Raw genomic sequence first — 12,102 nt, 5'->3', positions numbered from 1 at the left:
CCGCCAGGCGGGTCCATCAGTAGATCTTGGCCTCGCCCCTGGGGCGGGTCTTGAAGCGCCGGTGCATCCACAGATACTGCTCGGGATGGCGGCGAATCGCGGCCTCGATCACCGCGTTGATACGGGCAGCGTCGGCGACCTCGTCACCGCTGGGGAAGTTATCCAGGGCGGGCAGGTATTCGAGGCTGTAGGTGCGATTGTCGGGATTGCGATGAAAGATCAGCGGCATCACCGGCGCGCCGGTCATCTTGGCGATCTTGGCCGTCAGCTTGATCGACGCCGCCTCGACTCCGAAGAAGGGCGCAAACACGCTGGCGTCACGGCCGAAGTCCTGGTCCGGACTGTACCAGACGTGGTGACCGGCCTTGATCCGTCGCACCACGCCACGCAGGTCATGACGATCGATGGCGGTACCGAAGATGCCGTTGCGGGCACGGGTCATGAAACGCTCGAACACCGGATTGTCGTGGGGGCGATAGACCACGTCGGCGGGAAAGAACAGCGAGTGCAGGGCGCCGCCGAGATCCAGGGTGGAGAAGTGGATGCCGATGATCAGCGCGCCCTTGCCTTCGGCCTGGACCCTCGCCATATGCTCCTGGCCCTTGAAGGTGACCCGGTGGCGCAGATGTTCGGGATCCCGGCACCAGCCGGTGGCGGTCTCGAAGATACCGATGCCGTTGGCCAGAAAGCTCTGCTTGACCAGGCGGGCCTGGGCCGCCGGGTCGAGTTCGGGAAAGCAAAGGCGAATATTGGTCTCGGTGATATGACGGCGACGCCCGGCGAAACGCCAGGCGGCCAGTCCGATCAATCGGCCCAGCGCCAGCTTGCAGCGCCACGGCAACCAGGCGCTGGCGCGCATGGCGGTGATGGCAAGGTAGGTCGGCCAGTAGCGTGGCTGGGTCCAGTAACGTGGCGCGGTCGTTGTGTCCTTGGACATGCGATCCCTCGTCGGTCGATCAGGACGACCGACGAGCCAGGCCGTCAGTCGCTAACGGCGCCATTGTACCGCCTGGGCACCCGTGGCAGCACCCCGGTCAACAGGGTATAGCTGATGGTGTCGCAGAATCGGGCCACTTCATCCACCGACAGTACGCCACCGTGACGGCTGCGGCCCCACAGCACCACCTCGTTGCCGATGCCTGCCTCGGGTAGTTCGCTCAGGTCCACCGTCATCATGTCCATCGACACCTTGCCGGCCACATGGGTGCGCTTGCCGTCGACCAGCACCGGAGTGCCGTCCACCGCGTGGCGGTCATAGCCGTCGCCGTAGCCACAGGCCACCACCCCGATACGCGAGGGCCGAGAGGTGACGAAGCGCCCCCCGTAGCCCACCGGCTCCCCCGCGGGAAGCTCGCGCACGGCGATGATCTCGCTGCGCAGGCTCATCACCGGTGCAAGCTGCTGGCTTGCGCTGTTGGCGACCTCCAGTGGGTCGGACCCGTAGAGCATCACTCCCGGACGGTTGATGGCACCGTGGGCCGAGGGCTGGGCAAGAATACTTGGCGAGTTGGCCAGGCAGGTGGGCGCGTCGAGGCGCTCGGCCAGCGCCACAATGCACTCACGCTGACGTTGAAAGTAGCCAGCATCGGTACTGTCGGCGGTGGCGAAGTGGCTCATCAGGTGAAGATCACAGACACACTCGGGGGCCGCCTCGAGCGCCCGCCAGGCCGCTTCGGCCCGCTCGGGCGGGAAGCCCAGCCGATGCATGCCAGAGTCCACCTTCAGCCACACCGGGATGGGCCGGGCCGGGCGCCGTGCCAGGGCGGCCTCGAGCTGCCAGTCGCTGTGAATCGCCATGCCCAGACCAAGCGCCTCCACCTGGGCCAGCTCATCGGCGCTGAAGATCCCCTCGAGCAGCACGATGGGCTCCTCGATGCCGGCCTCGCGCAGGGCGACCGCCTCCTCGATCGCTGCCACCGCAAACATCGGCGCCTCGCCGGACAAGGCCCTGGCGCAGGCGACGGCGCCATGGCCATAGGCGTCCGCCTTGAGCACCGCGACGCTGAGGCTGCCTGGGGCCAGGCCCGCGGCAAGCCGGTAGTTGTGGCGCAGGGCATCCAGGTCGATATCGGCGATCAGGGGGCGAGACATGGGGACTCCGAGGTCAGTGGGCAGAGGCTAGCGATATCGCCATATTATGCTCGATAGAAATGGTCATTTCATGGCATATAGAACCATAAATTCCTTGCAACATAGTCGGTTACCCCATAAACATGATGACCCACAGACATAACCACTAAAAAAGCGCCAGGCTTGGCCTGGCGCTTACGGATACGTCTCACGGGATCAGTCTTGAAGGTCGGGACCATGCCTCTATCCAAGCGCCCCAGCATGCGCTGATATCATCTGCTTGCCGGGTACCGCCGCCGACAGCGCTCTGGTCACGCCAGGCTGACGGGACTACTCGAAGATCGCGTCCAGCGACAGGCCCTGCTTGTCGAGCATCCGGCGCAGCTTCTTGAGCGCCTCGACCTGAATCTGGCGCACCCGCTCGCGGGTCAGGCCGATCTCCTCGCCGACCTGCTCCAGGGTCGCGGCCTCGTGGCCACGAAGGCCAAAGCGTCGCACCACCACCTCGCACTGTTTCTCGGTAAGCTCCGCCAGCCAGTGATTGACGTGGGCCTTGACGTCACCATCGACCAGCGTCGACTCGGGCCCCTGCTCGTTGTCGTCGGTGAGGGTCTCGATCAACGGCTTGTCGCTCTCGCCGCCCATGGGGTAGTCGACCGAAGACACCCGCTCGTTGAGCCCCATCATCTTCTTGACGGTCTCGACGGGCTTGTCCAGATGTTCGGCGATCTCTTCGGCGGTGGCCTCGTGATCGAGCTTCTGGGTCAGCTCACGGGCGGCGCGCAGGTAGATGTTGAGTTCCTTGACCACGTGGATCGGCAGGCGAATCGTGCGGGTCTGATTCATCAGCGCCCGCTCGATGGTCTGGCGAATCCACCAGGTGGCGTAGGTCGAGAAGCGAAAGCCGCGCTCCGGATCGAACTTCTCCACCGCACGAATCAGGCCGAGGTTGCCCTCTTCGATCAGGTCCAGCAGGGTCAGGCCGCGATTGAGGTAGCGGCGCGCGATCTTCACCACCAGGCGCAAATTGGACTCGATCATCCGAGCCCGCCCCTGGGGGTCGCCCTTGCGCGCCAGACGGCCGAAATAGACCTCTTCCTCCGGCGTCAGCAATGGCGAGAAGCCGATCTCGTTCAAGTAGATCTGGGTGGCGTCGAGGCTCTGGCGCGCATAGCGATCCTCGCGACCCAGCGCCTTCTCGAACGCCTGAGTCTCGTCGTCGGCTTCCTCGACCTCTTCGACCTCGTCCGTCACGTCCTCGACGGCGTCCTCGTCAGCCTCGTCTACCGTTTCGAGATTCACATCCTGAAGATCCCGTTCAAGCATGCTCATCGTATAGCTACCCCGTGGTTGCGACCCGGCGTTGTCGTCACCCACTACGATCAACGCCAAAGATTATTATTGTGTGACGCTCATCCTGGAGAAACTGCCGTTTCTCAACGGGAAGGAAGATATTTCGTCGGATCCTGCGGCTGGCCGTCCTTGCGCACCTCGAAATGCAGGCGTACGTCCTCGGCGTCGGAATCCCCCATGGTGGCGATGACCTGGCCTGCCTCGACGACATCGTTCTCGCTGACCTTGAGACTGTCGTTGTGGGCGTAGGCACTCAGGTATTCATCGTTATGCTTGAGCAGGATGAGCTTGCCGTAGCCCCGCACACCGCTGCCCGCATAGACCACCTTGCCCGGTCCCGCCGCTCTGACAGGTTGCCCCTTTTGACCGCCGATATCAATGCCGGCGGTGATGCTCGAACTCTCACCGAACTGGCTGACAATCTGGCCATCGGCCGGCCACTGCCAGGGAACCTCATCGACCGGCGTATAGGTCCGGGATCCGCCGCTTGAAGCGCTTTCGCTGCCACTGGAAGACGTGGCCTGGCTGCTGCTGCCGCTGTCCTGTGAAGCGTTGGCGGCAACGGTTTCTGACTGTGCAGAATCGCTAGCCTCGGTCTGCTGTTGTTGCTGTGCCCTGGCCTCTTCCTCGGCGGCCGCCACCACCGACTCCTCGGCTTCGCGCTGGGCGCGCTCGGCCTCATCCTGACTGCTCAGGCTACCATCGGCGCCGGGGGTGTCGTAGTCGTACACCGGTCCCGGAGCGGTCGCGCTGACACCGGCCACGGCGGCCGCGCCCTGGGCCGCGGTACCGCTGATCTGCTCGGTACTCGCGCTCACGGTCTCGGTGCTGCCGTCCGGCAACAGCCACTCGAGATCCTCGGAGGAGGGCTGAGCGTTCTGACTTTCCTGGCCGAGGGGCGTTGCCACCGCCCCGCCCCGCCCTGCGCCCTGGCCTGCCTGCGCGCCCGCCACCTGCTGGCCGCCGGCGCCCGACGACGGGGCCTGACCGTTGGCCGACAGGCTCAGCGTCTGGCCGACGTCGATGCGGTAGGGAGGCTGGATATTATTGATCCGGGCCAGTTCGCGAAAGTCCATATCGTGGCGCCAGGCGATGCCATACAGCGTATCGCCGGACTCGACGGTGTACTGCGCAGGCACCTGTGCGGCACGGGCCGACGACAGGTCCTGAACCTGGACCGGCTGGCTCGGGCCCTGCTGATTGACACAGCCGGCCAGGACCAGCGCCAGGCTGGAGATGACGAGAGTCTTATGCATCGTGTGGTGTCTCCTTGTCGGCTGACCGCGTCGAGCGGCTAGCGTTGGCGTCTTCGCGGGCGGCGGACGAAGCGCCGACCCTGGCAACGATGAGGACCACCAGCATGCCGAGGATGGCGAGCAGCGTCACCCCCACCAGCTGCGCGGCCTCTCCGGTCACCGCAGAATAATCCCAGGGGGCCAGATAGCGATAGTCCAGCGGGATGACTTGATCGTCACTGCCTAGCTGATAGCGCGTCAGCTCCCGCCAGGGCCAGAGGATCGGCAGCGAGCCCACAATGAACCCGACCAGCAGCTGCAGGGTGGCGGTGTGATGACGCCGCAGCAGCCACGACAGCAGACGGGAAAAGGTAAAAAGGCCAACCAGGCACCCCAGGGCAAACAGCCCCAGCAGCGGCACATCAAAACCACGAATCCCCTGCATCACCACGTCGTAGAGGCCCATGCTCAACAAGAGAAAGCTGCCCGAGACGCCGGGCAACAGCATCGCGCTGATGGCGATGGCGCCACCGACGACCAGTACCAGCGAGGGGCTGCCGAGGGCATTGACCAGCGGCATCAGCGACGGCAGCGCCTGGGCCAGCACCAGTCCCAGCGCCAGCGGCAGCATGTGCCACCAGCGCCAGTCGGCCGGGTGCTTGCCGACCACCAGCGCCGACGCCGCCACCAGGCCAAAGAAGAAGCCGTTGAGCAGCAGCGGATGGCTATCCAGCAGCCACACCACCAGGTGAGCCACGGTGATCAGGCTGGTCAGGATGCCGGCCATCAACGGAAGCAGGAAGCGCAGGTTCAGGTGAGCAACGAGCCCCCTGACGCCGCCCTGTTTCAGCGCCCCGAAGGCACTGGGACCGAAGCGCTTGATGGTGTGGATCAGCTCCTCGTAGATGCCGGTGACGAAGGCAATGGTGCCACCGGAGACTCCCGGGACGGCATCCGCCGCCCCCATGCCCGCACCCCGGAGGTAGAGGCCTAGCGAATGTTTCAACGAATTACTCCTTCAAGTAACGGCACGAAGCGTACCGGCTCCAGCCGTTCGAATTCAAAGCGCTCTCCTTCGCGCCGCACGCGGGTCAGCCACTGGCGTCCATCGTGCCCTTCCAGCGGCGCGATCAGCACGCCGCCGTCCACCAGCTGGGACAGCAGAGGTTCGGGCAGTTCGCTGGCGCAGGCGGTCAGCAGGATGGCGTCGAAGGGGGCGGCCTCGGGCCACCCGTGCCCGCCGTCGGCCAGCCTCAAGCGCGCGTTGTAGGTTTTCAAAAGGCGCAGGCGCGAGGCGGCGATACGATGCAGAGCATTGATCCTCTCCACCGACCAGAGTTCCGTCACCAGACGTGCCAGGATCAGCGTCTGGTAGCCTGACCCGGTGCCCACCTCCAGCACTCGCTCGGGCGCCTGCTCGAGGATCAGCTCGCTCATGCGTCCGACGATCCAGGGCTGCGACAGGGTCTGGCCATGGCCGATAGGCAGCGCGGTATCTTCGTAGGCACGATGCGCCAGGGCCTCGTCAAGGAACAGGTGGCGAGGTTCCCGCGCCATTACCTCGAGCACGCGAGACGAGCGAATGCCCTGCTCGCGCATGCGGCTGACCATGCGGTCCCGGGTCCGCTGGGACGTCATGCCGACGCCTCTGAGATCAGGTGAGCGCATCAAGCCAGTCCTGCACATCATCGCGTGCGGCGTGTCGGGTCAGATCGGTCTGCAGCGGGGTGATGGAGACGTAACCCTCCGCCACCGCGGCGAAGTCCGTGTCCGGCGCATCGTCGGCATTTTCCCCCACCGGGGCGATCCAGTAGCGCAACCGTCCACGGGGATCGCGCGTCTCGATGGGGCGTTCGGCGGGGCCACGATAGCCCATGCGAGTGACGCGAAAGCCGCGCAGCTCCTCCCACGGCACATCCGGCACATTGACATTGAGCAGGCTGCGCGGCGGCAGCGAAAGCTGCTCCAGTGCCCCTACCAGGCTCGCCACCACCCGGCCAGCGGTCTCGAAGTAGCGGTGCCCGACCAGTGACACGGCGATGGCCGTCATGCCCAGATTGCGCCCTTCCATGGCCGCCGCCACGGTGCCCGAGTAGAGCACGTCGTCGCCCAGGTTGCCGCCATGGTTGATACCCGAGATCACCAGATCCGGCGTCTCGTCCCAGACGCCGTTGACGCCAAGATAGACACAGTCGGCGGGGGTACCGTCGACGCTGTAGAAGCCGCTGTCCATGGGGCTGAGCGACAGCGGACGCGACAGGGTAAGGGAGTTGCTGGCACCGCTGCGATCACGATCGGGGGCGACCACCCTGAGCTTGGCATAGGGGCTGAGGGCGTCATGCAAGGCCTTCAAGCCAGGCGCGTTGACGCCGTCGTCGTTGGATAGCAGCAGTCTCCTCATGGTGTATCTCCCTGGTGTTGCTCGGCCACTGGTTGCGCGTCCCCGGTCAGCTCTTCCCCAGGCTGCCTGGCCACAGGCTCCTTCACTAAAGGCTCGTCGACGGACGGCGCGTTGCGAAAGCTCAAGGTGGGGTGATCCATCAGCTCACGCAGCACGGCGGTGGCAAAGGCCCCGGCGGGCAAGCGGAACTCGAGCCACACCGCGTCGCCCTGACGCCATAGACGGGCCTCGGTGGGCATGACTCTCAACGCCCGTCGGGACGCCTTGACCCTGGCCTTCTCGAGTCCGGCGCAAAGCGCCGGCGCCTCGGCCAGGACGTCTTGCTCCAGCGCCTCGGCTCGCTCCCGGGCGCGACTGCCACCGGTCCCCCAGAGTACCCCGGCTGGATGGATGTCGCCTTGCTCGAGGCGCGCCTTCAAGGCGTCATCGGGGCTTTCCACGTCGAACAGGCTGTGGGTACCTTCCAGCATCATCACATCGCCGGCCAGCACCTCTCGCCAGCAGCCCCTGCGCAGACGCTCGGCCAACTGGGCGTTGAACAGGTAGCTGCGAGCGGCGGACAACAGCATGCCCTCGCGGTCATCACGCTTGCGCCAGCCGCGCTCGAGCACCGCACAGGCCTTGCTCAGGTTGCGCCCCTCGTGACCGAACCGCTGGGGCCCGAAATAGTTGGGCACCCCGTCGCTCACCAAGGCCTCGAAGCGCTGTTCGAGCCCAGGGTCCCGAGCCACCTCGCCGGTCAGCTTCAGACGAAAGCGGTTGCCGCGATGGACCCCACGCTTGAGCTTGCGCGGATGACGGCTGGCGGCCTCGACCACATAGCCCTCCGCCGCCAGTCGTGCGTCGAGATCTTTCGGCGCCTCACGCCCCGCAAGATGCACCGAGAACCACTGACGCGTTACCGCCGTGCGGTCCTTCATGCCGGCATAACCGACGTCGCGGCGACTCACCTGACACTGGTGGGCCAGGGTCGAGGCGACCCTGGCGGTGGTGGTGTCACGCTTGGCGATCCACAGCCACAGGTGCTCGCCCTGGCCCTCAGGAGCGAACCCAAGGTCCTCCTCGACCTGGAAATCCTCGGGGGTTTCCCGGTAACGCCCAGCCATCGGGGCGCCGAAACGCTCGTCCAGATAGCGTGGCCAGTCCGGGGGCCAGACGATGGCATCGCTCATGTCGATTCGGCCCTCGTGACACTGGCGCCAGGGTCCCCGGCGGCGCTGGTGGCATCATTGTCAATGGCCGCCATCAGCACCACCGCCTCGGCGGCGATGCCCTCGCCACGCCCGGTGAAGCCGAGACGCTCTGTCGTGGTGGCCTTGACGTTGATGGCGCCCCTGTCGATGCCCAGGTCCTCGGCCAGGGCGTCGCGCATGGCACCGAGATGCGGTGCCATCTTCGGCGCCTGGGCCATCAGGGTGGCGTCCAGGTTGGCCACCCGGTAGCCGGCCTGCGCCACCCGTGCCACCACCCGCCGCAGCAGGTCGCGACTGTCGGCGCCCTTCCACTCAGGGTCGGTATCCGGAAACAGGTGACCGATATCACCGAGGGCGCAGGCGCCCAGCAGCGCATCACTGATGGCATGCAACAGAACGTCGCCATCGGAGTGCGCCACGAACCCCCGATCGAAGGGCAGTCGCACGCCCCCGATCATCAGGTGGTCACCCTCGCCGAAGCGATGGACGTCGAAGCCGTGGCCTATGCGCAGGGGCAGCAGCATGTTCATGAACTCTCGTGCAGATCCCGGAGCACCGCGTCGCCGGCCAGGATCAACTCGGCCAGGCGCAGGTCCTCGGGGTGGGTGATCTTGATATTGTCGCGGCGACCGGCGACCAGTCGGGGCGCGCGGCCCAGGGCCTCCACCGCCGACGCCTCGTCGGTGATCCGGCCGACACCGATGCCGTCCGGCGCCAGCGCCCGGGCCAGAGCTTCCTGAAGCAGAGCAAAGCGAAATGCCTGGGGCGTCTGGGCCTGCCACAGACCCCGTCGGTCCTCGGTGTTCGCCACCGCCCCCTGGCCATCGTCACGCTTGATGGTATCCGCCACCGGCGAGGCCAGCAGCGCCCCGTCAGGGCTCGCGAGGGCAGCGTTGTAGAGCCGTGACAGGTCATCGGCGCTGACACAGGGGCGCGCCACGTCGTGCACCAGCACCAGGTCATCGGGGGCGCCTTGGGCGGCGACCGCCGCCAGGGCATTGACCACGCTGTGCACGCGCTCGGCGCCGCCGGCCACCCGCTGCCAGTCGGTAAAGGGGACCAGCGCCGGGTCGAACCAGTCGTCATCGGGCGCCAGGCACAGGCACAGCCGCGCCTCGGGAAAGCTCTGATGCAGCCGCGCCAGGGTATGCGCCAGCACCGGTCGCCCCGCCACTTCGAGATACTGCTTGGGGCAGGTCCCGCCGACCCGCTTGCCGACGCCCGCCGCCGGCACGATCAGCCACAGTCGGCTCATTCACTGGCCCCCTGGGCAGATCCCGGTGTCGGTTGGGCCACCGGGGCGACGTCGGTCTCGACCCCGGGCACCCAGAAGAACTGCTCGTCGGTGCGCACCATGCCCACATCGCTGCGAGCGCGTTCCTCGATGGCATCGAGACCGGTCTTGAGGTCCACCACCTCGGCGCTAAGGCGAGCATTGCGATCGCGCAGGGGCTGGTTTTCCGCCTCCAGCGCCGCCACCCGCCCGCTGACTTCATTCATTTCCATGACACCGCCCTGGCCCAGCCACAGTCGATACTGAAGCAGGGCGAGCAGTGCCAGCAGCACTATCGCCAAGGTCTTGAGCATGCAGGTACCGTCGACATTCGATTCGGCGCCTAGTATGCCATCGCCGCCCGGTCGGGGGCGAGTCGCGGGTCGGCCCATGTCACGATGGCCAGGAGAGCGCATCAAGACCAGAGGCACCAACGCAATCGGCCGACCCCGAGGGTCGGCCGACTCACTGGCGAGCGTTCTTGCGCTGGTTAAATGCCAACCGCTCTATAGCTGGAACGGCATACGGAAGGTCAGGCTGATATCCGAGGCGTCATCGGTCATGCCGATGCCCAGGTTGGTGACCACCGAGGTGGAATCGGTCATGGCGTAGGTGCCACCGATATTGAACACCCCGATAGTGGCGTCACTGCCGATAACCTCGGTCTCGTTGCCACCTTCCGGGGTAATCTCGGTCTTGCGGATATATTCGTGGGAGTAGGACAACGCCAGACTCAGCCGCTCATTCAAGGCAAAGGCGGTACCGAAGCCTGCGCTGATGCTGTCACCCAGATCCACATCGGCGCGCTGATCACCCTCACCCGCCGAAATATCGTCGAAATCTTCCTCGATATTGTAGGTGTAGCCCAGGTTGGCGAAGACGATGGCCGGGTCCAGAGTCTTGAGTACCGACACCCCGGCAGTCACGCCCCAGACGCCGTTGCCGGTGGGCAATTCCTTGGGAACCGACAGGTTACCGGCGGTATCGGATTGCTCGATTTCGATGCCGTAGGGGTCCTTGCCGGTGGGCGCACGCACCCCCAGACTGACCACCACGTCGGGCCTCTCCACGGTCTCCGGCAGCAGCCGGTAGGACAGGCTCGCCGAGATATCACCTAGCCCGGCTTCATCGACGTCATCCTCCACATTGCGTTCTGTGGAGAACTCACCACCGATGGACTGGATGGTGGTGGTGCGATAGACGAAGGGCACATTGATGCTGGCTTCCAGCCGATCGGTCAGGCCATAACGGGTATTGATATCCAGGGTGGTAATGTGGGTCTCGACATTGTCGAGATTCAGCTCGCCGAGAAAGATGGCGTCCAGTGCCAGAAAGCCGCGTAGTGCCAGGCTATCCCGATCCGAGTAGGTGTAGGTGATCCCGGGTTCGATGGTCAGGCGATCGGAAAACAGCGCGTGCTCCTCGCGGAAAATATCCTGCACGCTGCGCGAGGCCTCCTGGGATTCCAGCGCTTCTTGCTGTTCGGCTCCGACGGTCTGTTGTGCAAGGGCAGGCGCCGCAGCACCGGCCAGTAAAAGGCCCGCCAACGGCGGGCAGAGCGTCCTGTTGATGACGATATTCACGTCGATCTCCTTGTCCCCGAATGAAATCGTTTGTACTTCTTGTCGAGCGTCTACTGCGCCCTTCTGCTCCCCTTCCAGCAGAGTCCCCCGACACTCCTGGTAAAGTGTAGTCAGATTGTGCGTTTACGGCGGTCAATTGCTCCATAACTGTCAACGCAGCGCCGCTGCAGACTTGATGCCACTGAGCATGCCGGGTACCGACCTGTCCCCTACCCCGGCCTGGTTACCCATATACAGCTGCAGCCGGGTCAGGTTGCGCACCTGCTGCAGGTTGCTGGACAGCTGGATCGCCTGATTCAGCCCGCCGCCGGGCACGATGGCCTGACTGATGCTGCCCATACCCGGAATATCCACGGATACGCTCATATTGTTGCCGACGGCGGATACCGCGATGGTACTGCCGGCGATGGAGCGGGTCAGATTGCCGCTGGTGTCCGGGCTCACTCCACCGAAGCTCGAGGCGTCCATGACATCGATGACCAGGTCATTGGCGGCGACGTTGAAGTCCCCCCCCGCCTGGATCGACTGCACCACGCCGGAGGCGTTGGCGGTGCCCCGATCGACTATCGTTGCACCGTTGCCAAGACTTGCCAGACCCGCGGCGCTCTCCACCACGGTAATGGTGGGCTGGAAGCTCACCGTGGGTTGGCCTCGACTCAGATCACCCAGCATCTGCGCCCCGGCAGATAGATGATCCCCCGCCGCGGTGCGCCATTCGCTGACCATCTGCACCCCGAAAAACATCAGGCGCCCCTTATCGGCGAAGCGCCCGCGCTGTTGTCCCAGTTCACTATCGGATAGCTGACGCGCCTCGCTGAAACCCTCGAAGCGGTCAAAGTCTGTGGTGGCAGCCAATGCCGCCGGTGCGCCCAGAGCCAACGACAATGCCAACAGCATTGCCCAGTATTTCAGCCCTGGTCCCCTGTCATGTCCCATCATGGTGTTGCCCCCTGATCGACGGCGCCTTCCTGCTCGCCGCTGAGCCTTGCCGAAA

13 protein-coding genes are annotated in these 12,102 nt (G+C 65.2%); all 13 read right to left on the bottom strand.

Annotated features, from left to right (window positions below):
- Nucleotides 1-16: 16 nt before the first annotated feature.
- A complete protein-coding gene (lpxL, locus tag C9F12_RS04785; RefSeq protein WP_108448144.1) occupies nucleotides 17-937 on the bottom strand; it encodes an LpxL/LpxP family Kdo(2)-lipid IV(A) lauroyl/palmitoleoyl acyltransferase in 921 nt (306 codons plus the stop codon).
- Between the two features lie 44 nt (nucleotides 938-981).
- A complete protein-coding gene (gene alr / locus C9F12_RS04780) occupies nucleotides 982-2,091 on the bottom strand; it encodes an alanine racemase (protein ID WP_108448143.1) in 1,110 nt (369 codons plus the stop codon).
- Nucleotides 2,092-2,400: 309 nt separating this feature from the next.
- Nucleotides 2,401-3,396: an RNA polymerase sigma factor RpoS gene (gene rpoS / locus C9F12_RS04775; RefSeq protein WP_108448198.1), complete on the bottom strand. Its 996-nt coding sequence runs from the start codon at nucleotides 3,394-3,396 to the stop codon at nucleotides 2,401-2,403.
- Nucleotides 3,397-3,506: 110 nt separating this feature from the next.
- Nucleotides 3,507-4,679 carry a peptidoglycan DD-metalloendopeptidase family protein gene (locus C9F12_RS04770; RefSeq protein WP_108448142.1) on the bottom strand — a complete coding sequence of 391 codons (1,173 nt, stop codon included), beginning with the start codon at nucleotides 4,677-4,679 and terminating at the stop codon, nucleotides 3,507-3,509.
- Complete coding sequence (locus C9F12_RS04765) at nucleotides 4,672-5,625, bottom strand: DUF368 domain-containing protein (protein ID WP_108448141.1); 954 nt, start codon at nucleotides 5,623-5,625, stop codon at nucleotides 4,672-4,674. The genes C9F12_RS04770 and C9F12_RS04765 overlap by 8 nt, the downstream gene beginning before the upstream one ends.
- Before the next feature lie 35 nt (nucleotides 5,626-5,660).
- Entirely contained in the window at nucleotides 5,661-6,326 is a 666-nt protein-coding gene (locus tag C9F12_RS04760) for a protein-L-isoaspartate(D-aspartate) O-methyltransferase (protein ID WP_045991033.1), read from the bottom strand.
- Nucleotides 6,313-7,059: a 5'/3'-nucleotidase SurE gene (surE, locus tag C9F12_RS04755; RefSeq protein WP_108448140.1), complete on the bottom strand. Its 747-nt coding sequence runs from the start codon at nucleotides 7,057-7,059 to the stop codon at nucleotides 6,313-6,315. Before surE ends, C9F12_RS04760 begins: the two co-directional genes overlap by 14 nt.
- A complete protein-coding gene (locus C9F12_RS04750) occupies nucleotides 7,056-8,231 on the bottom strand; it encodes a tRNA pseudouridine(13) synthase TruD (protein ID WP_071211075.1) in 1,176 nt (391 codons plus the stop codon). Before C9F12_RS04750 ends, surE begins: the two co-directional genes overlap by 4 nt.
- A complete protein-coding gene (ispF, locus tag C9F12_RS04745; RefSeq protein WP_045991067.1) occupies nucleotides 8,228-8,764 on the bottom strand; it encodes a 2-C-methyl-D-erythritol 2,4-cyclodiphosphate synthase in 537 nt (178 codons plus the stop codon). The genes C9F12_RS04750 and ispF overlap by 4 nt, the downstream gene beginning before the upstream one ends.
- A gap of 14 nt (nucleotides 8,765-8,778) precedes the next feature.
- The gene (gene ispD / locus C9F12_RS04740) at nucleotides 8,779-9,507 is read right to left on the bottom strand and encodes a 2-C-methyl-D-erythritol 4-phosphate cytidylyltransferase (protein ID WP_045991031.1); all 729 of its coding nucleotides are present in this window, start codon (nucleotides 9,505-9,507) and stop codon (nucleotides 8,779-8,781) included.
- The gene (ftsB, locus tag C9F12_RS04735) at nucleotides 9,504-9,839 is read right to left on the bottom strand and encodes a cell division protein FtsB (protein WP_045991030.1); all 336 of its coding nucleotides are present in this window, start codon (nucleotides 9,837-9,839) and stop codon (nucleotides 9,504-9,506) included. Before ftsB ends, ispD begins: the two co-directional genes overlap by 4 nt.
- A gap of 192 nt (nucleotides 9,840-10,031) precedes the next feature.
- The gene (locus C9F12_RS04730; RefSeq protein WP_231498461.1) at nucleotides 10,032-11,108 is read right to left on the bottom strand and encodes a transporter; all 1,077 of its coding nucleotides are present in this window, start codon (nucleotides 11,106-11,108) and stop codon (nucleotides 10,032-10,034) included.
- 150 nt (nucleotides 11,109-11,258) lie between these two features.
- Complete coding sequence (locus tag C9F12_RS04725; RefSeq protein WP_162816390.1) at nucleotides 11,259-12,047, bottom strand: hypothetical protein; 789 nt, start codon at nucleotides 12,045-12,047, stop codon at nucleotides 11,259-11,261.
- Between the last annotated feature and the right edge of the window lie 55 nt (nucleotides 12,048-12,102).

This window comes from Halomonas sp. BN3-1 (assembly GCF_003056325.1).
GTDB classification, from domain to species: Bacteria; Pseudomonadota; Gammaproteobacteria; order Pseudomonadales; family Halomonadaceae; genus Halomonas; species Halomonas litopenaei.
This window is presented reverse-complemented; position numbering and strand designations above follow the sequence as displayed.